Origin of the sequence: Pseudomonas sp. MWU347 (genome assembly GCF_017947305.1) — a bacterium.
GTDB lineage: Bacteria > Pseudomonadota > Gammaproteobacteria > Pseudomonadales > Pseudomonadaceae > Aquipseudomonas > Aquipseudomonas putida_A.
Map to the genome: position 1 here is coordinate 170572 of NZ_JAFGZB010000010.1, position 24720 is coordinate 195291.

Below are 24720 nucleotides of genomic sequence, written 5' to 3' on the forward strand. Positions count from 1 at the left end.
TCATGGGCACCAGTAAATCTCTAACGTAGGTTGCAGAAACGCGCGCACCGGCATGGCCGCGACGTCGTCGGATGCCAGTGCGGCATTCAGAGTGGTCAGTTTCGACTGACCGGAAATCGACAGAATCTTGTGCTTCGCCGAAGCCAGCAGCGCGCGGCTCATGGTCAGGCGTTGACGCGGCACACTCGGCGCCAGCATCGGCCAGCAGCGACGGCTGCCGTCAGCCTGCAAGGCTTCAGTCAGGTTCGGGCTGTCGGGGAACAGCGACGCGGTGTGACCGTCATCGCCCATGCCCAGCACCAGCACGTCGATCGGCGGCAATTCCGCGAGCAGACGGTCGGCCTGTTCCGCAGCCTGCTCGACGTTGGCCGCCGCGCTGTAGAGGCTGAGGAACTGCGCCTTGGCGGCCGGGCCTTTGAGCAGATACTGCTTGAGCAGGCCGGCGTTGCTGTCGGCGTGTTCGACCGGTACCCAGCGTTCGTCGGCGAGGGTCACGACGACCTTCGACCAATCCAGCTCCTGCTTGGCCAGGTGCTGAAAAAACGCCACCGGGCTGCGACCGCCTGAGACCACCAGCACCGCGTTGCCGCGTGCAGCGATGGCATCGCTCAACTGCTTGGCGACGTTCAGCGCCAGACCTTCGGCCAACAGCACCGGGCTCTTGAATTCGTGGGCATTCACGCCCGCGGGCAGTTTCACATCAGATATCGCCATACCACGACCTCCCGTCCCGCGTGATCAGTGCAATCGAGCTCATCGGCCCCCACGACCCGGCCGCATACGGCTTGGGCGCGTCACCGGATTTTTTCCAGCCGGCGATCAACTGGTCACACCACTTCCACGCGGCTTCGATTTCATCTTTACGGACAAACAGGTTCTGATTGCCGTTCATCACTTCCAGCAACAACCGCTCGTAGGCATCGGGGATCCGTGCGCTGCGCCAGGTGTCGGAGAAATTCAGTTGCAGCGGACCGCTGCGCAACTGCATGCCCTTGTCCAGGCCCTGCTCCTTGGTCATCACACGCAAGGAAATACCTTCGTCCGGTTGCAGACGGATGATCAGTTTGTTGCTGATCTGCAGGCGCTGTTCCGGCGCAAAGATGTAGTGCGACGGTTCCTTGAAGTGGATGACAATCTGCGACAGCTTCTGTGGCATGCGCTTGCCGGTACGCAGGTAGAACGGCACGCCGGCCCAGCGCCAGTTGCGGATGTCGGCACGCAGGGCGACGAAGGTTTCGGTGTCGCTCTGGGTGTTGGAATTCGGCTCTTCGAGGTAGCCCGGCACAGACTTGCCTTCGCTGTGCCCGGCGATGTACTGACCGCGCACCACTTGCGTGGTCAGGCCTTCCGGGCTGATCGGTGCCAGCGCCTTGAGCACTTTTACCTTTTCGTCACGGATGCTGTCGGCGGACAGGTCGGCCGGCGGGTCCATGGCGATCAGGCACAGCAGCTGCAACAGGTGATTCTGGATCATGTCGCGCAGCTGGCCGGCCTTGTCGAAGTAGCCCCAACGGCCCTCGATGCCGACCTTCTCGGCCACGGTGATTTCCACGTGGGAGATGTAATTCTGGTTCCACTGGGTTTCGAACAGGCTGTTGGCGAAACGCAGGGCGATCAGGTTCTGGACGGTCTCTTTGCCCAAGTAGTGGTCGATGCGGTAGGTGCGGTTCTCCGGGAAGAACTGGGCCACGGCGTCATTCACCTTGCGCGAGGATTCCAGATCGGAGCCGATCGGCTTTTCCAGGACCACGCGGGTGTTTTCTGCCAGACCGACTTTCGCCAGGTTCTCGCAGATCGCGCCGTACACCGCTGCTGGTGTGGCGAAGTAGGCAATCATGCGTTGCGCGCTGCCGGCCGCTTCGGCCAGCGCCACATAGTCTTCAGCCTTGAGGAAGTCGACGTGCAGGTAGCTCAGGCGCGCCAGAAAGCGCTCGGCCACGGCCTCGTCCAGCTCTTTGCCGACGTAACGGCGCAATTCGGCGGCGATGAACGCCAGGTGCTGCTGCTCGGAGCCGGGTTCACGGGCCAGCGCGATGATGCGCGTGTCCTCGTGCAACAGGTCGGCGCCATCGAGGTGATAAAGGGCAGGAAACAGCTTGCGCAGGGCCAGATCGCCCAGAGCGCCGAACAAGGCAAAGGTGCACGGTTCAACCGTAATCGAAGGCATGATGTTTGTTCTTTTATCAAGTTAAGCTACAAATACCTTTTTTCAAGGCATCACTCAAGGGAAAATGTAGTAATAACCACAACATTTTCGCAAAATACAGATTCCGAGTGGTGGTCGGTCGGAGCCACCAGTAGGATAGGCCACCGTTACGGGCCACATCAAAGGCCCAATTTGCATAGCCCGGCGCACCTTTGCGCAGGTGAATTAGGAATTCCATATGGACCGCGTGCGAAATTTACTGGAACAGATCCAGAGTCGCCTTGAAGAGCTGAACAAGGCCGAACGCAAAGTCGCCGAGGTGATCCTGCTCAACCCGCAGCAGGCCACCCGCTTCAGCATCGCCGCCCTCGCCCAGGCCGCATCGGTGAGCGAGCCGACGGTCAACCGCTTCTGCCGTTCGTTCGGTGTCAGCGGCTACCCTGAACTCAAGCTGCAACTGGCGCAAAGCCTGGCCAGTGGCGCGGCATATGTCAGCCGCGCGGTGGAGGCCGATGACAATCCCGAGGCGTACACGCAGAAGATTTTCGGCAGCGCCATCGCCTCGCTGGACAGCGCTTGCCAGGCGCTCGATCCGAACCTGATCAGCCGCGCCGTCGACCTGTTGATTCAGGCCCGGCAGATCCACTTCTTCGGCCTCGGTGCGTCAGCGCCTGTGGCTTTGGATGCGCAGCACAAATTCTTCCGTTTCAACCTCGCCGTCACCGCCCATGCGGATGTGCTGATGCAGCGAATGATTGCTTCGGTGGCGCATACCGGTGAGCTGTTCGTGATCATTTCCTACACCGGCCGCACCCGCGAACTGGTGGAAGTGGCGCGCATCGCCCGGGAGAACGGCGCTTCGGTGCTGGGCCTGACCGCCGAGAATTCACCGCTGGCCAAGGCCAGTACCCTGAGCCTGAACATTCCGCTGCCGGAAGACACCGACATCTATATGCCGATGACCTCGCGGATCATTCAGTTGACGGTGCTGGATGTGCTGGCGACCGGCATGACGCTGCGCCGCGGGGTGGATTTCCAGCCGCATCTGCGCAAGATCAAAGAGAGCTTGAATGCGAGCCGGTATCCGGTGGGTGACGAGTTCAACTGAGTCATTGAAAGCTTAAAAGCCAACCCTCACCCCAGCCCTCTCCCCGAGGGAGAGGGAGCTGACCGAGGTGTCTTGCGCTATACATCGACCTGAAATATCCAGTCGATTATGGATTCAGCACCGCTCTTTCATTTCGGCGTAATTCTTCAGCATCCCCCGATCGGTCCCCTCTCCCTCCGGGAGAGGGCTAGGGTGAGGGTAGCGGTGAACTTGACGCACTCAAGCCGCCGCCCACGCCTGCAAACTCAAATGCGCCTTCTCCCCCGGCGCCAGATGCAGGCTGTCGGTACCGCCCGCCGCCGCTTCGACACAGACAAACTCCGTCACTTCATCCCAGCTCACGCCCAGCAACGGGCGCGAGCCCGGATGCCAGACCACCGTGTCGCCGCTGTCGCCGGTATCGATGCACAACTCGCGCTGCCAGGCGTGATCCTTGAGCTGTAATTCGCCGTCGTGCTGGAACACCCGCTGACAGCCGCCATCGACGCGCAACTCGCCTTCCTGCTGACACGACCGGCGGCTCAGTTGGTCATAACCCTGCGCACCTTCGAGCCCAGACAGCGCTATCTCACCGACATCACCAATACGCCAGTAAGCGTGCAAAGCCTGGCTCAATTGGCACGGCATGTCGTCCTGATGCTCGGTGCTCAGGCGTAATTCCATGCGCTCACCGAGGTGCGCGTGCAGGTCGACCTGCCAGTCGCACAACTGCAATTGCCAGTGCAGTCGCACGCCATCCTCGGCGCTGCTGCTGTCGAGCAACTTCCAGTCGAGCAGTCGTGCCCAGCCATGAGATGGCCAGGCATTTTCGCTCGGATGGCGGCCATACCACGGCCAGCACACCGGCACGCCACCGCGAATGGCGCCAACGTGGGGCCACTTCGCCGCACACCACAACCACGGTTTCTGCCCGCGCGGCTGAAAGTGCAGCAACTGCGCGCCCTGCCGACTGAACACCGCCTGACACAGCGGATGGTCGATCACCAGCACATCGCGCATCTGATAGCGCTCCCAGGCAAACACCGGTCGTTCGCGCAGGGATTTGAAGAAGCGTTGCAGCGGATGCTCATGCATTGGCCACGGTCCTGAAAATCATGGGGGTACTCAATTACCTTTGTGCCCAGTGAGAGTGAACACTGTGGCGAGGGGATTTATCCCCGATGGGTTGCGAAGCAAACCCAAACCTGCAACCGTTTTCCCACTGACATATCGTATGCAATGGGTTCAGGGCCGCTTCGCGCCCCATCGGGGATAAATCCCCTCGCCACAGGTGTAACATCGGACGTCTATCGCAAAAAAAAGCGGACAGCCTTGGCTGTCCGCAAATATGCGCACATAGAGAGGAGCTTATCGCAACAGCGTTAGAACGTAGACTGAATTTTCAGGCCAGCGACTAAAGCGTTGTCCACTTCATCCACACCACCCGGGTGAGTGATGTATTGCAGGTTAGGGCGTACGGTCAGCCAGTTGGTGACGTGGAAGCCGTAGTTGATCTCGTAGTTGTATTCGGTTTCACGAATTGGCGAGAACACCGGGTTGTCGTAGTCCGAAACACCGTTGGACGCATTCAGGAACTCGGCGTTTTTCTTCACGTCATCGTTGACATGAATACGCGCCGCGCCGATACCCACGTCATCTTTAGGACGCGCGTCGAACGGGCCCTTGTAGACAAACATCACCGATTGGTAGTTGTCGATGAAGTTGGTGTCCTTGTCGTGGAAGGTCGCGTTGGCGGCGATGTTCAGACCGCGCGAAGCATCACCGTTGTGGCTGGTGAGTTGCTGCTGCGCGACGAACCAGTAGCCGTGTTTGCTGCTGTGGGTCTTGTACGCGTCGCCAGTGGTTGCAGCGTCGAAGCCGTTGACGTCTTCACGGACGTCATTGGCGTCAGCCGTGCTCTTGTAGTAACCGACGCGGTATTCGCCCGGCAGGCTGTTGACCTTCGGCGACCAGACCAGTTCGACTGGCAGAACAGTCCCTTTGGTGCCGCTGCCGCTGAGTTTGAAGCCGTTGCCGTGTTCCAGTTGCGACGGGTTCTGGTTGTAAGCACCGATCTGCGCGTAGAGCTCGTCGTTGATGTTGTACTTCACGCGAATCGCGGCCTGGCTGACCGGCCAGTTGTACCAGATGTTGGTCGCCCAGTTACCCACTTGCGAACCGCAGAACGCCAGGTTCTGGAAGTCGCACGGGAAGGTGTTGAAGTCTTCGCCTTCACCGAAGTAACCGGCCTTGACGTCCAGCTTGTTGTCGAAGAACTGGTGCTGAATCCACAACTGGGTCAGACGTACCATGTGGCCACGACCGTAGACTTCCTGCGAAGACGACAGAGTGCCAGCACGCGGATCGCCAACGCGGTCGTTGGAGATGTTTTGCCCGTTACGGTTGGTCAACTGGATCTTGGCCTGAGTGTTGTCCCAGCCCCAGAGTTTTTGCAGGTCCAGCGCCACGCCCAGACCGAACTGATCGCTGTAGCGACCGGTCTTGTCGTCGTTGTAGCCGCCATGCAGGTTGGCGCCCATTTCCCCAACGTAGTCAGCCTTGATGTCGATACCTTGCTCGATCAGCTTGGTCCGCTCGCCACCCCAGTCACCGGTCATCCATTTCGAGTCGGAGCTGAAGGCATCCGCCGCCATGGCGTTACCGGCCAGCACCAATGCCGCCGCAGCTGACACTTGGCAGATCAACCGGGCATTGACGTGTTTCTTTTTCATCCCTACATCCTCGTCTTTATTGTTATTAACTGTTTTTTTCCAACGCGGTTTACATAAATTGCGATGCTCGACAGGCCGAACACCACTTTTCCCCTGTGGGAGCGGGCTTGCTCGCGAAGGCGTCATGTCAGTCGCCATGTGTGCTGCCTGACACTCCGTTTTCGCGAGCAAGCCCGCTCCCACATTTTTGATCTTCAGCGCCCCTTGAACTGGGCGACGTTGGCGCCGTGCGCTTCGGTCTTCGGTTGCCCCGCAGTCCCCAGACGCTCGCCAGTCTTGGCATCGAACAACAACACTTTCGACGGATCGAATTGCAGGGTCAGGGTCTCGCCCACCTGCGGTGCCACGTCCGGCGCCAGGCGGCAGCAGACTTTGGTTTCATTCAGGTTGACGAACACCAGGGTGTCCGGACCGGTCGGCTCGGTGACCTGCACTTCCGCCTTGATGCTCGGCAGACCATTGCCCTCGCCGTTCGCCAGAACGATCTGTTCCGGGCGCAGGCCGAGGATCACTTCGCGATCTTCCAGCCCTGCATCCTGCATGCTCATCGGCAACTCGCAACGCGCCTGGCCGCTGTCAAGCAGTGCCAGCAGACGACCGTCCTTGCGTTGCAGGCGCAGCGGAATGAAGTTCATCGGCGGCGAACCGATGAAGCTTGCGACAAACAGGTTGGCCGGGTCGTTGTAGATCTCTTTCGGCGTGCCGAACTGCTGAATGATCCCGTCCTTCATCACCGCCACTTTGTCGCCCAGGGTCATCGCTTCGATCTGGTCGTGGGTCACGTAGACCGTGGTGGTTTTCAGGCGCTGGTGCATCAGTTTCATTTCGGTACGCATCTCGACGCGCAGCTTGGCGTCGAGGTTCGACAGCGGTTCGTCGAACAGATAGATCTTCGGCCGACGCGCCAACGCACGGCCCATCGCCACGCGCTGTTGCTGACCACCGGAGAGCTGGCCCGGCTTGCGGTTGAGCAAGTGTTCGATCTGCAGCAGCTTGGCCACGCGCGCGACTTCTTCGTCGATCGCCGACTGGCTCATCTTGCGAATTTTCAGACCGAACTCGATGTTCTCGCGCACGCTCATGGTCGGGTACAGCGCGTAGGACTGGAACACCATGGCGATGTCGCGATCCTTCGGGCTCATGCCGCTGACGTCCTGATCGCCGATCATGATCGCGCCACCGGTGATGGTCTCGAGGCCGGCGATGCAGTTCATCAGGGTCGATTTGCCGCAGCCCGACGGGCCGACCAGGATCAGGAACTCACCATCCTTGATCGACAGTTCGATGTTCTTCAGGGTGTCCGGCAGGCCGGCACCGTAGGTCTTGTTGACGTTGCGAAGTTCGAGCGTTGCCATGATTACCCCTTGACTGCGCCGGCCGTCAGCCCGCGCACGAAATACTTGCCTGCGACCACATAGACCAGCAGGGTCGGCAGGCCGGCGATCATCGCCGCTGCCATATCAACGTTGTATTCCTTGGCGCCGGTGCTGGTGTTGACCAGGTTGTTCAGCGCCACCGTGATCGGTTGCGAATCACCGCTGGAGAACACCACACCGAACAGGAAGTCGTTCCAGATCTGGGTGAACTGCCAGATCAGGCAAACCATGATGATCGGGGTCGACATCGGCAGAATGATCTGCCGGAAAATCGTGAAGAAACCCGCGCCATCCAGCCGTGCAGCCTTGATCAGCGCATCGGGAATGCTCACGTAGTAGTTACGGAAAAACAGCGTGGTAAACGCCAGACCATAGACCACGTGAACGAAGACCAGGCCGGTGGTGGTGCTCGCCAGGCCCATCTTGCCGAGGGTGAACGAGGCCGGCAGCAGTACGGTCTGGAACGGCAGGAAGCAGCCGAACAGCAGCAGGCCGAAGAACAGCTGCGAACCACGGAAACGCCAGAACGACAGCACGTAACCGTTCAGCGCGCCGATGGCGGTGGAAATGACCACGGCCGGCACGGTGATCTTGATCGAGTTCCAGAAGTAACCGTCAACCGTGGCCCAGGCCTTGACCCAGCCGATGCCGCTGACCACGGTCGGCCAACTGAGCAGGTTGCCGGTGCTGATGTCTTCCGGGGTCTTGAAACTGGTCAGCAGCATCACCACCAGCGGAATCAGGTACAGCAGGACCGCGAGGATCAGCACCGCGTAGATCGCGACGCGACTCAGGCTGAAAGCGGGTTTGGCAGCGAGACTAGTCATTACGCTTGGTCCTCAGCTCGGAGTACAGGTAAGGCACGATGATCGCGAGAATCGCACCGAGCATCAGAATCGCACTGGCCGAGCCCATGCCCATCTGGCCGCGACTGAAGGTGAAGGAGTACATGAACATCGCCGGCAGGTCGGAGGAATAACCCGGGCCACCCGCCGTCATCGCCGCGACCAGGTCGAAGCTCTTGATCGCGATGTGCGCCAGAATCATCACCGCACTGAAGAACACCGGACGCAGGCTTGGCAGCACGACTTTCCAGTAGATGGTCGGCATGCTCGCGCCATCGATCTGCGCGGCACGAATGATCGACTGATCGACCCCACGCAGGCCGGCAAGGAACATTGCCATGATGAAGCCCGAGGCTTGCCACACAGCAGCGATCACCAGGCAGTACACCACGCGATCCGGGTCGATCAGCCAGTCCAGACGGAAGCCTTCCCAGCCCCAGTCACGCAATAATTTGTCCAAGCCCATGCCCGGGTTGAGCAGCCATTTCCACGCGGTACCGGTGACGATCATCGAGAGTGCCATCGGGTACAGGTAAATGGTGCGGATAAAGCCTTCGCGACGGATGCGCTGGTCGAGGAACACTGCCAGCAGCACACCGATCACCAGGGTGATGCCGATGAACATGCCACCGAACACTGCAAGGTTCTTGCTCGCCACCCACCAGCGATCGTTGTCGAACAGCCGCGCGTATTGCGCCAGGCCGGCCCACTTGTAGTTGGGCAGGAACGTCGAGGTGGTGAACGACAGCACGAACGTCCACAGGATGTAGCCATAGAAGCCCACCAGCACGATGAACATGCTCGGCGCCAGCACCAGTTTCGGTAGCCAGCGCTGCAGTGCATCGAACGGCGAGGCTTTGCTGAACACAGCAACAGAACTCATGGGGAAATCCAGTACGAGGGTAGAAAATTCACACGCTTTCCCCTTGTGGGAGCGAGCTCTGTGGCGAGGGGATTTATCCCCGATCGGCTGCGAAGCAGTCGCAAAACCTTTGCACGCGGTCTTTCTGGTACTCCACCGCTGCAACTTTCTGGGGCCGCTGCGCGACCCATCGGGGCGGTGCGACGTTTCGCTAAATCCCCTCACCACAAAGCCCGCTCCCACAAAGAGGGGCCTACGCTACTGAGGGTTATTTGGCCGACTGAACCGCCGCGCCCAGTTTCTTGGCCGCATCGGCCGGGTCGGCTTTCGGGTCGTTGATGTAGTTGGTCACGACATCAAAGAACGCGCCCTGCACCGCCAGCGTGGTCGCCATGTTGTGCGCCATGCTCGGCTGCAGGCCACCGGACTTGGCGTCTGCCAGGAAGTCCTTGGCAGCGGTCTGCGCGCAAGAGTCGAAACCGAGTTTGTCCATGTTGTTCAACATGTCGTTACGTACCGGGATCGAGCCTTTGTTGATGCTGAAGACTTTCTGGAAGTTTTCACCCAGCACGACTTTGGCGATGTCCTGCTGACCGGCCGCAGTGCCTTTGTCTTTCTGCTTGAACACCGCCAGGGAGTCGATGTTGTAGGTGAACGCCTTGTCGGTGCCCGGGAAGGCTACGCACTCGTAATCCTTGCCGGCGACTTTCTTGGCGGCCGTCCATTCGGACTTGGCCCAGTCACCCATGATCTGCATGCCGGCCTTGCCGTTGATGACCTTGGCCGCTTCCAGGTTCCAGTCCTGACCCTTGCCGTCCTGGTCCATGTAGGTCGCGACTTTCTTCAGCTCGGTCAGCGCCTTGACCATTTCCGGACCGGTCAGCGCTTTGTTGTCCAGATCGACCAGGGCTTTTTTGTAGCCATCAACGCCCATGACCGAGAGCACCACGGCTTCGAACACGGTGCTGTCCTGCCAAGGCTGACCGCCGTGGGCCAGCGGGATGAAGCCCGCAGCCTTGAGCTTGTCGCCGGCGGCGTAGAATTCTTCGAGGGTGGTCGGGTTCTTGGTGATGCCGGCCTTTTTGAAGACTTCCGGGTTGATCCACAGCCAGTTCACCCGGTGAATGTTCACCGGTACGGCCACGTAATCACCGTCGTACTTCACGGTATCGGAGACTTTCTTGTCGAGCAGGCTGTCCCACTTCTCTTCTTTGGCCACGTCCTTCAGGACGTCGGTGTCGAGCAGACCGGTGGAAGCCCACTCCTGGATGTCCGGGCCCTTGATCTGGGCGACACCCGGCGGGTTACCGGCAACGGCGCGGCTTTTCAGCACGGTCATGGCCGTGGCACCGCCACCGCCGGCGACAGCGCCGTCTTTCCAGGTGAAACCGTCTTTTTCAACTTGCGCCTTGAGCACATCGACAGCGGCTTTTTCGCCACCGGACGTCCACCAGTGCACGACTTCGACCGAACCTTTGGATTCGGCAGCGGAAACACTGAGAGGCAGAATTGCGAGCGGGAACAGGGAGGCGACAGAAATGACAGTAGCGAGGCGAGAAATCGCATTCATCTGAGATGTACCTTTCTTGTTGTTATGCATGCAAGTCTGGTGCTTGCGCTGCACAGGAGTTTAAACAGGGCGATTCCCTTCGCAGGTAACGAAGGGACGCGCAAATGTCACCACATGGTTACACAGGAACAGGCCGGGATATTTGCGCCAGAGCTGTCGCCATACTCGGTGACAAGGGTAGACGAGGGATCAATACCGCCTGCCAGGCATGATACAGATCGGGCTTGCCCGGCCAGATATCGGCGCTCGGACGGTTTTGCGGATCGAGTTCGTGATGCCAGCTGCCGTCGCAGCGATCGATGAAATGGCCTTCACAGAATTCCCAGAACAGCCGGTACCAGGTTTCGTATTGCGCATCACCGGTGCGTTTGAGCAAGGCGCTGGCCGCCGCGCTGGCTTCAGCATGGGTCCAATGCAAGCGATGACGCACCACGGCTTTGTTGCCCCAGTCGAGGGTGTAGACGATCCCCGGGGCGCCATCGACGTCCCAGCCGTGTCGGCAGTTCTGCTCGAAGAGTTTTTGCGCGTCGGTCGCCAGCCAGCCCGGCGTGAGCATCCCGGCCTGGACCCGCGCCGCTTCCAGATGCAACAGCAGCCGCGCCCACTCGAAACCGTGGCCCGGGGTGGTGCCGTAAGGGCGGAAGCCGTCAGCGGGATTGTCGTGGTTGTACTCGCGCAGCGGTTGCCAGTCGCGGTCGAAATGCTCGATGACCATGTAGCCGTTGGCGGCGGCGTGACCGTGGATCACCCGCTCGACGATGCGCTGCGCACGTACCAGCCAGCGCGGGTCTTCAGTGACATCGGCCAGCGCGAGGAATGCTTCGGTGGCGTGCATGTTGCTGTTGGCGCCGCGATAGGCCTCTTCTTCGCGCCAGTCGCGATTGAAGAATTCGCGCATGGCGCCCTCTTCTTCGCTCCAGAAATAGGTGTCGATGATGTCGATCGCATCATCCAGCAACGCCTGGGCGCCGGGACGCTGCGCGACCACCGCCGAGCTGGCCGCGAGCGCGACAAAGGCATGCAGATAGGCGTTCTTGCCGGTGTTGCCATCGCGGTGTTCAGCGACCGCAAACCAGCCACCGTGCAGCGCATCCCGCAGCGGCCCGCGCAGCGCCGCAATGCCGTGATCGACCAGCTCCGCGAACCCCGGCAGACCCTGAATGTGAGCCATGGCGAAACTGTGGGTCATGCGTGCAGTGTTCATGGTTTCGGCTTGCGCGTGCGCCGGCAAACGGCCGCGCTCGTCGAGATTGCCGAAACCCTCGGGCAGTCTGGAAGCCTTGGCGAATGCCAGCAGGCGCAGACCTTCGTCGGCGAGCCATTGCTGGTGCGCAGGGGCGTTCAGCCAACTGCTGAAGTCTGGGTGAAAGGTGTCCATGAGTGGCCCTTTTTTGTTGTTATGACTGCGGGCAGTCTAAACAACGGGTCGGGGTGGGCTTGTAACGAAAGGGGCGGGGTTTGTCACCAGGCTGTGACAAAGAGCAACCCCTCACCCCAGCCCTCTCCCAGAGGTAGAGGGGGCCGACCGAGGGGTATTGAAGAGTTACGCCGACCTGAAAGTTTTTCAGCGAATCCATAATCGACACGGTGTTTCAGGTCGATGTATGACGCAAGACAACTCGGTCAGTCCCCTCTCCCTCCGGGAGAGGGCTAGGGGGAGGGGCTCTTTTGATCTAATCCGCCGAACGCGGCAACTGCAGGGTCACGCGCAACCCGCCCTCACGCAAATTCTGCAACGTCACCTCACCGCCATGGCTGTGAGCAATGTTGCGCGCAATGCCCAAACCGAGACCATAACCCTGCTGCTGCCCGGCCAAGCGAAAGTGCGGCTCGAACACCTGCTCCAGCCGCTGCTCCGGAACCCCCGGGCCTTCATCGTCGACGTGCAGGACAAACGCGCGCTCATCGTCGTCGATGTGCAGATGCGCGTTCTGCCCGTACTTCAGCGCATTGTCGATCAGGTTGCCGATGCAGCGTTTCAACGCCAGAGGCTTGCCCGGATACGCCGCCAGCGCCTTGCCTTGCTGGGTCACGCGGCCATTGCCGTTGGGCGCCAGATACGGCTCCACCAGGCAGTCGAGTACGTGGTTCAAGTCCACCGGCTCGATGTTCTCGTGGATGTCGGTGTCTTTCACGCACTGCAGCGCGCCTTTGACCAGCAGCTCCAGTTCATCCAGATCGCGGCCGAACTTGGCTTGCAGTTTCTCGTCTTCCAGCAGTTCGACGCGCAAGCGCAGACGGGTGATCGGCGTGCGCAGGTCATGGGAAATCGCGCTGAACAACTGGCTGCGTTCGGTCAGGTAGCGGCTGATACGCTCGCGCATGGTATTGAACGCACGGCCCACTTCCACCACTTCGCTGCCGCCGCCCTCGGCCACCGGCTCGACATCGGCACCCAGCGACAGATCCCGCGCCGCCCGCGCCAGACGCTTGAGCGGCCGGCTCTGCCAGTGCACCAGCAGGCCGATGAACAGCAGCAAAAAGCCGCTGGTAAGGACGATGAACCACACCTGCTGTGCCGGCAGGCCTTGCTCTTCGAGACTGGTGTAGGGTTCGGGCAGCAACGAGGCGATGTACAGCCATTCGCCCGGCGCCATTTGAATCTGCGTGACCAGCACCGGCGGATTCACCGGTTCCAGCGTCAGTGCGTAATGCGCCCACGAGCGCGGCAGCTCATCGAGTTTCAGCCCGGCATTGAAGATCCGCAGATCCTCGGGGCTGACGAAGGTTACCGAGATATCGGTATCGTGGCCCAGCGACTGGCGCAACACTTCGTCCACCGCTTGAATCACCGCAGCCTTGCGCGGGGTGATCGGCAGCACGTCCATACCCAGCGGCTTGTCGTTGAGCGTCACCACAAAACGGGTGCCGCCCATGCTGCGCAACTGGTCGAGTACCAGCGGCCGGTACGCCACCGGCAACGAGCGGAAATAGCTGACGCTGGCGGTCATCGAATGGGCCAGGCTGCGGGCGCTGGTGACCAGGCCTTCGAGCTGGGTGGCGCGCAGTTGCGAGACCCAGATCACGCTCGACAACGTCTGCGCAAACAACACCGCCAACAAGGTCAGCAGCAGCATCCGCCCAAGCAGCGAACGCGGCACCGGCACCTTGCTGGCGAGCCGGCGCAGCGACTCAGTGAGCATTGCCGGCAACCACATTGGCTGCCAGTTGGTAGCCGCTGCCGCGCACGGTGCGGATCAGTCGTGGCGGTTTTTCTGTATCGCGCAGACGTTGGCGCAAGCGGCTGACGGCCATGTCGACAATCCGGTCGAGCGGCATCAGGTCACGGCCACGGGTGGCGTTGCCGATGGTGTCGCGGTCGAGAATTTCCTGCGGATGATCGAGAAACAACTTCAGCAGCGCAAAGTCGGCACCGGAGAGAATCACCTCTTCGCCGTCGGTGTGGAACAGTCGATGACTGACCATGTCCAGCCGCCACTCGTCGAAGGCCAGTACGTCGCTACCGCTGCGTTCCTGACCGAACTGCGCGCGACGCAGCAGCGCCTTGATTCGGGCTTGCAGTTCGCGGGGGCTGAAAGGTTTGCCGAGGTAGTCGTCAGCGCCGAGCTCCAGCCCGATTACCCGGTCGGCTTCGTCGGAACTGGCGGTGAGCATGATGATCGGCACCTGCGCCTGGCGCGGATGCTGGCGCACCCACCGGCACAGGCTGAAACCGTCTTCATCGGGCAGCATCACATCGAGGATCACCAGATCGCTCGGCGCCTCGTTGAGTGCCTGGCGGAAACTGGCGCCATCGGCGGTGGCCCGCACCTGAAACCCGGCGCGGGTCAGGTAGGTTTCCAGCAACTCGCGTATTTCCTGGTCGTCATCGACCAACAATATCGACTTGTTGACTGAGCTCACTTCGAAGGCATCCTTGTTGTTGGAATTGGGGCGGATTATGCCTTAAGCATCGAACTTGCAAACACCACAGAACCACTGTGGGAACAAACCTGTGGTGAGGGGATTTATCCCCGATGGGTTGCGCAGCGACCCTGGAAAAACCGGGCCTGCTTCGCAGGCCATCGGGGATGAATCCCCTCGCCACAAAGGCTCGCTCCCACAATTGGATTGCATTTCAGGTCGGGATTGCTTGTTCCAGTGCGACACCGGCACCCACCAACCCGGAATACGGCGCCGTCACCAGCCACACCGGAATGCCCTTGAAGTAATCGCTCATGCAGCCCTTGTCGGCGAAGCTGCGGGCGAAACCGCTGTTGACGAAGAAGTCGGCAAAGCGCGGAATCACCCCGCCTACGATGTACACGCCGCCACGACCACCGGTGGTCAGCACGTTGTTGCCCGCCACACGACCGAGCCAGCAGCAGAATTGTTCCAGCACTTCCAGCGCGATCGGATCGCCAGCCAGGCCGGCTGCGGTGATCGCTTCCGGCGTATCGAGTGTCGGCTCATACCCATCCACCGCGCAGATCGCCCGATACACCCGAGGCAAGCCGCCGCCGCTCAACGCAGTCTCGGCGCTGACGTGGCCGATCTCGTTGTGGATGTGCTGCCAGAGCTGGGTTTCACGCGGACTGCTCAGCGGCAGATCGACGTGTCCACCCTCCCCCGGCAACGCGGCAAACCGGCCTTCGCCGAGATCGAGCAAGGTGCCGACGCCCAAGCCGGTGCCCGGGCCGATCACCACCGCCGGGCGCAAAGGCTCCGGCGTGCCTTCGCAGACCACACGGAATTCGCCGGGCTGCAAGCGGGTCATGCCCAGCGCCATCGCCGAGAAGTCGTTGATCAGCAGCAACTGCTCGACCTGCAAGGTTTTGCAGAACGCCGTGCGGCTCAGGCGCCAGTGGTTGTTGGTGAATTTGAATTCATCACCACTCACCGGCCCCGCCACCGACAGGCACACCGAACCGATCGAACCCGGCGCCAGACCGAGGCCGCTCAGGTACAGGCTGATCGCCTGTTCCGGGCTGGCATGGTCGGCTGTCGCCAGCACCTGAACCGATTGCAGTTGCTGGTTTTTCCACAACGCGAACCGCGCGTTGGTGCCTCCGATATCACCGACCAAAGCCAGTTTCAATTAAGCGTCTCCAGGGCAGAAGTGAAGGCGCTGGCGCCCTGCTCCGCCGAGCTGAAGGCCAAACGCATGAAGCCAAACAGTTCGCGACCGCTGCCGATGTTGTTGCCCAACAGGCCTTTGGCAGGTTCACGCGCTGCAAATTCGGCGGCGTCGACCTTGAGTTCCAAAGTGCCTTTGACGCCATCGACGCGGATGATATCGCCCTCTTGCACCCGCGCCAAAGCACCACCGACATAAGCTTCGGGGCTGACGTGAATCGCCGCCGGGATTTTCCCCGACGCGCCGGACATGCGCCCGTCGGTGACCAGCGCGACTTTGAAGCCACGATCCTGCAGCACGCCGAGGAACGGCGTCATCTTGTGCAGTTCCGGCATGCCATTGGAGCGCGGGCCCTGGAAGCGCATCACCGCGACAAAATCTTTCTCCAGCAAACCGGCCTTGAACGCATCGGCCAGATCCTGCTGATCCTGGAACACCATGGCCGGTGCTTCGACAATCTGATTTTCCAGCGCCACGGCGGAAACCTTCATCACCCCGCGACCGAGGTTGCCTTCCATCACCCGCAAGCCACCCTCGGCGGAGAATGCACGGGCAACCGGGCGCAGGATGTTTTCGTCGAGGCTTTCGATCGGGCCTTCGCGCCACACCAGCTCACCGTTATCGAGGAACGGCTCTTTGGTGTAGCGGCTCAAGCCATGGCCGAGCACGGTGTTGACGTCTTCGTGCAGCAGGCCCGCTTCAAGCAGCTCACGGATCAGGAACGACATACCGCCAGCGGCCTGGAAGTGGTTGATGTCGGCTTTACCGTTCGGGTAGACGTGGCTCAGGGTCGGCACGACTTCGGAGAGGTCGGCCATGTCCTGCCAGGTCAATTGAATGCCCGCAGCCATGGCGATCGCCGGCATGTGCAGGGTGTGGTTGGTCGAGCCGCCGGTGGCGTGCAGCGCGACGATCGAGTTGACCAGCGCCTTCTCGTCGACGATTTCGCCGATCGGCATGAAGTTGCCGTTCTGCTTGGTCAGGCGCGTCACCTGATGCGCGGCTTCGCGGGTCAGGGCATCACGCAGCGGGGTGTTCGGGTTGACGAAAGACGCGCCCGGCAAGTGCAGGCCCATGACTTCCATCAACAACTGGTTGGTGTTGGCGGTGCCATAGAAGGTGCAGGTGCCCGGGCTGTGGTAGGACTTCATCTCCGACTCCAGCAGCTCTTCGCGGGTCGCCTTGCCTTCGGCGTATTTCTGCCGCACGTCGGCTTTTTCCTTGTTGGAAATCCCCGAGACCATCGGCCCGCCCGGGACGAAGATCGTCGGCAGATGGCCGAAGCGCAGCGAACCCATCATCAGCCCCGGCACGATCTTGTCGCAGATGCCGAGCATCAGCGCGCCGTCGAACATGTTGTGCGACAGCGCCACCGCCGTGGACATGGCGATCACTTCGCGGCTCGGCAGGCTCAGCTCCATGCCCGGCTCGCCCTGGGTCACGCCATCACACATCGCCGGCGTACCGCCGGCGAACTGGCCGACCGAGCCGATTTCGCGTAGGGCGTTTTTGATCTGCTGGGGAAAGACTTCGTACGGCTGGTGCGCCGAGAGCATGTCGTTATACGAAGAAACAATGGCGATGTTCGCCGAGTTCATCATCCGCAAGCTGTGCTTGTCTTCGCTGCCGCACCCGGCCACGCCGTGGGCGAAGTTGGCGCATTGCAGCTTGCCGCGCATCGGCCCGTCGGTAGCGGCACCGCGAATCAGTGCAAGGTAAGCCTGACGCGTGGCGCGGCTGCGGGCGATAAGCCGTTCGGTGACCTCAAGGACGCGGGGATGCATGTGTAGAACTCCAGGCTAACGGATGTGGCGACCTGATTGTCTATGCTGATCAAACGCCGTTGTTGTTGGAATGACAGACGGCTTTTTTGACCATTCGGACCAGTTGATTCAGGTCACTCGTTGTAGATAAAACAAAATATTGCCACTAAAAAGGCTTGTTTTCTATTTTTATGCGAATAATCTTGTAATTCCAACAACAAAACGACGGCGGCGCTGTTCAATGACTCTTCGAATCGCAATCAATGGTTTTGGCCGCATCGGCCGTAATGTCCTGCGCGCACTGTATACCCAAGGCTATCGACAGGATTTGCAGATCGTCGCCATCAACGATCTGGGCGACAGCGCCATCAATGCCCATCTGCTCAAATACGACACCGTTCACGGCACATTCGACGCCGAAGTGGCCCATGACAATGAGAGCCTGACGGTCAATGGCGACCGCATTGCGGTCAGCGCCATTCGCAACCCGGCCGAGCTGCCATGGGCGGCGGAAAAGATTGATGTGGTGTTCGAATGCACCGGTCTGTTCACCGACCGCGCCAAAGCGGCTGCGCATCTTACTGCCGGCGCGCGCAAAGTCATCATCTCGGCCCCGGCCAAAGGCGCCGACGCTACGGTGGTTTATGGTGTGAACCACGACATTCTGCGCCAGTCGCACCAGATCATCTCCAACGCTTCGTGCACCACCAACTGCCTGGCGCCAGTGGCGCAGGTGCTGCACCGCGAGCTGGGGATCGAAAGCGGCCTGATGACCACGATTCATGCCTACACCAACGACCAGAACCTGACCGACGTTTACCACACCGACCCGTACCGCGCGCGTTCGGCCACGCAGAACATGATCCCGAGCAAGACCGGCGCCGCTGAAGCGGTAGGCCTGGTGCTGCCGGAACTGGCGGGCAAACTGACCGGCATGGCGGTGCGCGTGCCGGTGATCAATGTGTCGCTGGTGGACCTGACCGTGCAGTTGAAGAAGGAAGCCACGGCCGACGAGGTCAACGCGCTGATGAAAGCCGCCAGCCAGCATTCGAAAATTTTGGGTTACAACACGTTGCCGCTGGTTTCCAGCGACTTCAACCACAACCCGCTGTCGTCGATCTTCGACGCCAATCACACCAAAGCCAGCGGCAAACTGCTGAAGGTGCTGGCCTGGTACGACAACGAATGGGGCTTCTCGAATCGCATGCTGGATAACTGCCTGGCGCTCTGCAACGCGGAATAATCCCTTCCTCCCATGTGGGAGCGGGCTTGCTCGCGAAGGCGTCGTGTCAGGCAATTGATGTATCGACTGACTCACCGCATTCGCGAGCAAGCCCGCTCCCACAGGTTTCTGATTTCAATCTGAAATCAACACTTGACCACTCGACTAGATGATAAGCATTATCATTCGCTCGAAATGGATCAGGTTCCCCCGTGAGTCAATCGCGCTTCAATCATGTCTTCCTCTCTCAGCGCACGTCCCTGCTGCGCACGATCGAGCGGATGGTCAACAACCACAGCACCGCCGAAGACCTGTTGCAGGAGACCTACCTGCGCGTCACGCGGGCGCTGAGCGAACGCGCCATCGATCACCTTGAACCCTTCGTGTTCCAGACCGCGCGCAACCTGGCGCTGGATCACCTGCGTGCGCGCAAGATCCATTCGCGGACCATGGTCGATGACGTGCCACAGGACGTGGTGCACAGCATCGCCGCCCCCGCCAGCAGCGCCGAAGACGCCGCCCACGCCGAACAATTGCTGGAGCGCCTGAACGTGAGCCTCAGTCAACTCAGCCCGCGTCAGCAGCAGATTTTCATCCTCAGCCGCCTGCACGGGCACAGCTACCAGGAAATCGCCGACGAATTGAATGTGTCCCTCAGCACCGTGCAGAAGGAACTCAAGCTGATCATGTCGATCTGCATCGGTGTCGCCGAGCGCTTGAATGGCGATTGAGGCCAAAGGCGTTTGCTGTCATCCACAGGATCGACTGCACTGATCATCGGGCTTTGTTACCCTTGCCCGACTTTTACGCTTCACTAAAAAAACAGCCGTGCACAGACACTGCCGAGGACACACCGTGACGGACACCCACCGCCCGCCTTCGCCCGCAACGGCGCAGGACGCCGCCCGTGCAATGGACCAGGCTCTGGACTGGCTCATCGTGCTCGGCAGTGCGGACGAAGAGCAGACCCGGCAATTTCACGCGTGGCTGGCGGCCGATCCGTTGAATGCCGAGGCGTTCGCCAAGGCTCAGGCGATCTGGGACGGGCCGCAAGTGGTGCAGTGTGCACAGAGTCTCGCGGCGAAGCCTGCGAAAGTCACGTTGCTCAAACGTCTGCGTCCGCACTGGAAACCGTTGGCGACTGCTGCGGTGCTGGTGCTCGGTCTGTTCAGTTTCAGCAATCTGCCGATGCGCCTGCAGGCCGATCACCTGACCGTGGTCGGCGAGCGCCAGCGCCTGCAACTGGAGGATGGCTCCAAGGTGCTGCTCAACACCAACTCGGCATTCTCCAGCACCATCAATGACCGGCAGCGCGTGGCGCGGCTGTATCAGGGCGAAGCGTTTTTCGAAGTGGCTGCCAACCGTGGCCAGCCGCTGCAAATCGATGCCGGCCCGGTGCAGGCCAGCGTGCGCGACACCGCATTCGCCGTGCGTTATCTGGACGGTGTGGCACAAGTCAATGTGCAGCGCGGCGATGTCGATCTGCGCGCCACGCACAACGACGCACGAGTGCGTTTGAGCGCCGGCGAAAGCATTCGCATCGGCCCCAACGGTTTCGATCGTCCGGCCAAGCTCGATGCCGCCACCGATTTGGCCTGGGTTCAGGGCCGACTGGTGTTCGAGAACTGCCCGTTGAATCAGGTACTGGCCGAATTGCGCCGCTACTACCCGGGCTGGATCATCAACACCAACGAGCAGTTGGCCGACGTCAACGTCACCGGCAACTACCGCCTCGACCAACCGCTGGACGTGGTGCGCTCCCTCGCCCACATCACCTCGGCGCGCCTGCAGGAATTCCCCGCGCTGGTGATCCTGAACTAAATGAGAATTATTTTTACTCGATAGCCAAAGCCCGTTCGTCTCGTTATAGCCAATGCAATTGATTCGCATCTTCGGAGACGGATCAGCACCTATAAAGATTCGTGCGACACGGAGCGCTATCGATGTCCTCTCGCCTTACCCGCCAGACCGCTTCCCCTTCCCGCGTATTGTCGCTGCTGACGGCCGCCATCCTCATGGCCGGCACCGCACCGCTGATGGCTGCCACCGAACAACCGGCGCGCAACATGGGTGATTATTCGTTCTCGATCGGCCAGCAACCGCTGGTGTCGGCGCTCAATGCCTTTACCAGCGTCACTGGTTGGCAGGTCGGCTTGCCGGCGGAACTGGGTCAGGGTGTTTCGTCGCCGGGCGTGCGCGGTTCGCTGCCGCCGGAAAAAGCCCTGGAGCGCCTGTTGGTGGGGACCAACCTGAGCTTCCGCAAGCTGAGCAACAATAACGTGGTGCTGGAGAAGCGCAGCTCCAGCGGTGCACTCAATCTGGATCAGGTGACCATCAGCGCCACTCGCCAGGAACAGTCGGTCAGCAGCGTTCCGGCCACAGTCACTGTGCAGACCCGCCAGGACCTCGACCGCAACAACGTCAACACCATCAAGGATCTGGTGCGCTACGAGCCGGGCGTGTCCGTCGGCGGCGCCGGCCAGCGTGGCGGTATCAGCGGCTATAACATCCGCGGCATCGACGGCGACCGCATCCTGACGCAGGTCGACGGCGTCGAAGTGCCGGACGGTTTCTTCAACGGCCCGTACGCCAAGACCCAGCGCAATTACGTCGACCCGGAAATCGTCAAACGCGTGGAAATCCTCCGGGGTCCGGCCTCGGTGCTGTACGGCAGCAACGCCATTGGCGGCGCCGTCAGCTACTACACCCTCGAGCCGGACGACATCATCAAGCCCGGCAAAGACGTCGGCGCTCGCTTCAAAACCGGTTACAGCTCCGCCGATGAGAGCTGGCTGAAATCCGCCACCGTCGCCGGGCGTGCCGAGCAGTTCGACGGCTTGCTGCACTTCAGCCAGCGCGACGGTCACGAAACCGATTCCTACGGCAGCAACAACGGCACGGGCCTGGCGCGCACCGCTGCCAACCCGGAAGACGTCAAGGCCACCAACGTCCTGGCGAAGATCGGCTGGAACTACAACGAAGATTCCCGTCTGGGCCTGACCTACGAGAAGTACAAGGACGATCGCGACACCGATCAGAAAAGTGCCTACGGCGGCCCGTACTTCAACGGCGCGCCGACCATCCCCAACAGCATGCTGCCCGGCGGCATGTACCAGTGGCGCACCGGCAATGACACCATCACCCGCGAGCGTTTCGGCCTCGAGCACAGCTTTGCCCTCGACAGCCTGCTGGCCGATAACGTGAAGTGGAGCCTCAATCACCAGATCGCCAAAACCGATCAGAGCACCGAAGAGTTCTACTATCCGATGACCCGTAAAGTGCTGCGCACCCGCGACACGGTCTACGAGGAAAAACAGTGGGTATTCGATGCGCAACTGGACAAGGCCTTCGCCATCGGTGACACCGATCACGTGCTGACCTACGGCACCACGATCAAGCAACAGAAGGTCACCGGCTCGCGCAGCGGCGACGGCAAGTGCCTCGCGGTCGGCCGTGGCTGCACCGCCATCGGCGCCACCAGCGCGGCGGATGTGCTGAAAAAATCCAGCGACTTCCCGGACCCGACCATCAACACCTACAGCTTGTTCGCTCAGGATCAGATCAGCTGGAACCAGTGGACCTTACTGCCGGGCCTGCGCTACGACCACACCCAGCTAAAGCCGCACATCACCCAGGAATTCCTCAACACCGTGGCCGCCGACGGCAACGGCACGGTCAGCGACGCGAACAAGAGCTGGCACAAAGTCTCGCCCAAATTCGGCCTGACCTACGCCCTGACCGAAAATTACACCTGGTACGGCCAGTACGCCGAAGGTTTCCGCACGCCGACCGCTAAAGCGCTGTACGGACGCTTTGAAAACAGCACCACCGGCTACAACGTGGCGCCCAACCCGAACCTGGAACCGGAGAAAAGCAAAAGCTATGAAACCGGTCTGCGCGGCAACTTCGAACAAGGCTCGTTCGACGTGGCGGTGTTCTATAACAAGTACCGCGATTTCATCAACGAAGACGCGGTCACTCCCGGTTACGACGAGCTGACCTTCCAGTCGAGCAACATCAAGCACGCGACCATCAAGGGCGCCGAAGTCAAAGGTCGCCTGAACCTCGATGCGTTCGGCGCGCCGCAGGGCCTCTACACCCAGGGCTCGATCGCTTACGCCTACGGTCGCAACAACGACAACGGCGAACCGCTCAACAGCGTCAATCCGCTGACCGGCGTGTTCGGCCTGGGTTACGACCAGGACAACTACGGCGGCCTGCTGAGCTGGACCGTGGTGAAGAAAAAGGATCGCGTCGACGACAGCAACTTCAAGTCGCCGGATGGCGTCAGCAGCCAGTTCAAGACCCCGGGCTTCGGCATTCTCGATCTGGCCGGCTACTACAAAGTCACCGACGACGTCACCGTCAGCGGCGGCATCTACAACCTGACCGACAAGAAATACTGGCTGTGGGATGACGTGCGCGGTTACGACAGCGTCGGCGAAGCCTCGGTGACGCAACCGGCCAACCTCGATCGTCTGACCCAACCGGGCCGCAACTTCACGATCAATCTGGTCTGGGACATCTGATCCGGACGGCCCTGCGACGCGCATTGTTCAGCGCGTCGCAGGGCTTTTTTTTACGGTTTGGCACCTGCCCGTTCGTCTCGTTATCAAGCGCCTCTTTTATCAAGGACACCCCATGACCACATCGGAAAAAGCCCTGCGTTCACAACGCCTGAACCAGATCACCCACGAGCCGCACAGCAAGCTCGACGCCCTGGTCAAGGCCCACGCGCCGTTCGAGACCCGCGCCAACTTCGCGCGTTTCGTGGTCGCGCAGTACCTGTTCCAGTCGGAACTGGTCGATCTCTATAACAATGCCGAACTGACTGCCATCGTCCCGGATCTGCCGGCCCGTTGCCGCGCGGATGCGGCCAAGGCTGACCTGGCGGATCTCGACACCGACATCCCGGCACCGGTGGCCGGTGCGCTGAAAAACCCGAGCAAGGCCCGTGCATTGGGCTGGATTTTCGTCTCCGAAGGTTCGAAGCTCGGCGCTGCGTTCCTGATCAAACGTGCGGTGGCGCTGGAGCTGAGCGAAACCTTTGGTGCCCGTCACCTGGGTGAACCGGAAGGCGGCCGTGCCGAAGGCTGGAAAAGCTTCGTGCGCACCCTCGATTCCCTGCCGTTCACCGCCGAAGAGGAAGCCGAAGTCGAGCAAGGCGCAATCGACGCGTTCAACCGCTTCACCGTGCTGCTGGAACAGGCTTACGCCACAGAAGCCGAACCGGCCTGACCCAACACAAATCCCTACTGTGGGAGCGGGCTTGCTCGCGAAAGCGCTGTGTCAGCCACCTCATATGTCACTGACACACCGCTTTCGCGAGCAAGCCCGCTCCCACATGGGAACAGCGCGAGCCTGTAGAATCCCCGATTCGCCTCACTGCAACCCCGAGCCCATGCCGCAACCCGCCACCTCAAAACTCGCCCGTCTGCTGTTCGGCCTGCTGGCCTACGTCAGCCTCGGCATTGGCCTGATCGCCATCGTCGTGCCCGGCCTGCCGACCACCGAGTTCATCCTGCTCGCCGCCTGGGCCGCGACTCGCAGCTCGCCGCGCCTGAGCGCCTGGCTGGAAAACCATCGGCTGTTCGGGCCGATCCTGAGCAACTGGCGCAACGGCAAGATCATCGCGCGCAAAGCCAAGGTCAGCGCCACGATCAGCATGCTGCTGTGCGCGACGTTGATGCTGGTAATGCTCGATCACGGCTGGCCGGTGTATCTGGCGATTGCCGGGATGAGTCTGGGCAATCTGTGGATCTGGTCGCGCCCGGAAGCGCTCCCCTCCTCTTCCTGACCTCCCACTATGCTTTGTGGATGTGACTTTTGTGGTGAGGGGATTTATCCCCGATTGGCTGCGCAGCAGCCACTAAATCAGGCATCCGCAGAGTTTCAGTTAAAACTGGTTGTCAGGTTTTGGGCCTGCTGCGCAGTCCATCGGGGCGGTGCGACGTTTCGCTAAATCCCCTCACCACAAAGCCTCATCACCAGCAGTGCCTCGGGGTTCATGGGACTGAAACTTCCCTGTAATTAATCGCCT

20 protein-coding genes are annotated in these 24720 nt (G+C 60.9%); 7 read left to right on the forward strand and 13 right to left on the reverse strand.

The window, feature by feature from the left end:
• Both pgl and zwf read right to left on the reverse strand, forming a co-directional pair.
• Positions 1-714 carry a 6-phosphogluconolactonase gene (gene pgl / locus KCG87_RS21590; protein WP_095137060.1) on the reverse strand — a complete coding sequence of 238 codons (714 nt, stop codon included), beginning with the start codon at positions 712-714 and terminating at the stop codon, positions 1-3.
• Positions 701-2167 carry a glucose-6-phosphate dehydrogenase gene (zwf, locus tag KCG87_RS21595; RefSeq protein WP_027612566.1) on the reverse strand — a complete coding sequence of 489 codons (1467 nt, stop codon included), beginning with the start codon at positions 2165-2167 and terminating at the stop codon, positions 701-703. The genes pgl and zwf overlap by 14 nt, the downstream gene beginning before the upstream one ends.
• A 226-nt stretch (positions 2168-2393) precedes the next feature.
• On the opposite strand from zwf, the gene KCG87_RS21600 reads away from it, so the two are divergent.
• On the forward strand, positions 2394-3254 hold the full coding sequence (locus tag KCG87_RS21600; RefSeq protein WP_169842436.1) for a MurR/RpiR family transcriptional regulator: 861 nt from the start codon (positions 2394-2396) through the stop codon (positions 3252-3254).
• Between the two features lie 219 nt (positions 3255-3473).
• Here KCG87_RS21600 and KCG87_RS21605 read toward each other — a convergent pair whose 3' ends face one another.
• The 11 genes from KCG87_RS21605 to edd all read right to left on the reverse strand — a co-directional run bounded on the left by KCG87_RS21605 (position 3474) and on the right by edd (position 17479).
• Positions 3474-4328: a D-hexose-6-phosphate mutarotase gene (locus KCG87_RS21605; RefSeq protein ID WP_003227443.1), complete on the reverse strand. Its 855-nt coding sequence runs from the start codon at positions 4326-4328 to the stop codon at positions 3474-3476.
• 287 nt (positions 4329-4615) lie between these two features.
• Positions 4616-5965 carry a carbohydrate porin gene (locus KCG87_RS21610; protein WP_027612565.1) on the reverse strand — a complete coding sequence of 450 codons (1350 nt, stop codon included), beginning with the start codon at positions 5963-5965 and terminating at the stop codon, positions 4616-4618.
• 194 nt (positions 5966-6159) lie between these two features.
• The gene (gene ugpC / locus KCG87_RS21615) at positions 6160-7320 is read right to left on the reverse strand and encodes a sn-glycerol-3-phosphate ABC transporter ATP-binding protein UgpC (protein ID WP_097085915.1); all 1161 of its coding nucleotides are present in this window, start codon (positions 7318-7320) and stop codon (positions 6160-6162) included.
• Between the two features lie 2 nt (positions 7321-7322).
• Positions 7323-8168: a carbohydrate ABC transporter permease gene (locus tag KCG87_RS21620; protein ID WP_007969317.1), complete on the reverse strand. Its 846-nt coding sequence runs from the start codon at positions 8166-8168 to the stop codon at positions 7323-7325.
• The gene (locus KCG87_RS21625) at positions 8161-9069 is read right to left on the reverse strand and encodes a sugar ABC transporter permease (RefSeq protein WP_007917874.1); all 909 of its coding nucleotides are present in this window, start codon (positions 9067-9069) and stop codon (positions 8161-8163) included. Before KCG87_RS21625 ends, KCG87_RS21620 begins: the two co-directional genes overlap by 8 nt.
• 247 nt (positions 9070-9316) lie before the next feature.
• Positions 9317-10618 (reverse strand): ABC transporter substrate-binding protein, encoded by a 1302-nt coding sequence (locus tag KCG87_RS21630; protein ID WP_027612563.1) that lies wholly within the window; start codon positions 10616-10618, stop codon positions 9317-9319.
• Positions 10619-10736: 118 nt separating this feature from the next.
• Positions 10737-11996 carry an AGE family epimerase/isomerase gene (locus tag KCG87_RS21635; RefSeq protein ID WP_210558839.1) on the reverse strand — a complete coding sequence of 420 codons (1260 nt, stop codon included), beginning with the start codon at positions 11994-11996 and terminating at the stop codon, positions 10737-10739.
• Between the two features lie 295 nt (positions 11997-12291).
• On the reverse strand, positions 12292-13761 hold the full coding sequence (locus KCG87_RS21640; RefSeq protein ID WP_134787168.1) for an ATP-binding protein: 1470 nt from the start codon (positions 13759-13761) through the stop codon (positions 12292-12294).
• On the reverse strand, positions 13751-14482 hold the full coding sequence (locus tag KCG87_RS21645) for a response regulator transcription factor (protein WP_007917879.1): 732 nt from the start codon (positions 14480-14482) through the stop codon (positions 13751-13753). The genes KCG87_RS21640 and KCG87_RS21645 overlap by 11 nt, the downstream gene beginning before the upstream one ends.
• Positions 14483-14696: 214 nt before the next feature.
• Complete coding sequence (locus KCG87_RS21650) at positions 14697-15656, reverse strand: glucokinase (protein WP_210558838.1); 960 nt, start codon at positions 15654-15656, stop codon at positions 14697-14699.
• A complete protein-coding gene (gene edd / locus KCG87_RS21655; RefSeq protein ID WP_047599558.1) occupies positions 15653-17479 on the reverse strand; it encodes a phosphogluconate dehydratase in 1827 nt (608 codons plus the stop codon). Before edd ends, KCG87_RS21650 begins: the two co-directional genes overlap by 4 nt.
• A 220-nt stretch (positions 17480-17699) precedes the next feature.
• On the opposite strand from edd, the gene gap reads away from it, so the two are divergent.
• The 6 genes from gap (at position 17700) to KCG87_RS21685 (ending at position 24477) form a co-directional block, all read left to right on the forward strand.
• Positions 17700-18701: a type I glyceraldehyde-3-phosphate dehydrogenase gene (gene gap, locus KCG87_RS21660; RefSeq protein WP_095137054.1), complete on the forward strand. Its 1002-nt coding sequence runs from the start codon at positions 17700-17702 to the stop codon at positions 18699-18701.
• A gap of 191 nt (positions 18702-18892) precedes the next feature.
• Positions 18893-19411 carry a sigma-70 family RNA polymerase sigma factor gene (locus KCG87_RS21665; protein ID WP_210558837.1) on the forward strand — a complete coding sequence of 173 codons (519 nt, stop codon included), beginning with the start codon at positions 18893-18895 and terminating at the stop codon, positions 19409-19411.
• Positions 19412-19535: 124 nt separating this feature from the next.
• Positions 19536-20501, forward strand: coding sequence for a FecR domain-containing protein (locus KCG87_RS21670; protein ID WP_210558836.1), 966 nt, complete (start codon positions 19536-19538; stop codon positions 20499-20501).
• Between the two features lie 122 nt (positions 20502-20623).
• Positions 20624-23209, forward strand: a complete 2586-nt coding sequence (locus KCG87_RS21675) for a TonB-dependent receptor (protein WP_210558835.1) — start codon at positions 20624-20626, stop codon at positions 23207-23209.
• Positions 23210-23321: 112 nt separating this feature from the next.
• On the forward strand, positions 23322-23918 hold the full coding sequence (locus tag KCG87_RS21680; RefSeq protein ID WP_135296414.1) for a biliverdin-producing heme oxygenase: 597 nt from the start codon (positions 23322-23324) through the stop codon (positions 23916-23918).
• A 163-nt stretch (positions 23919-24081) separates the two neighbouring features.
• On the forward strand, positions 24082-24477 hold the full coding sequence (locus KCG87_RS21685; RefSeq protein WP_097085930.1) for a YbaN family protein: 396 nt from the start codon (positions 24082-24084) through the stop codon (positions 24475-24477).
• The last annotated feature ends 243 nt before the right edge of the window (positions 24478-24720 follow it).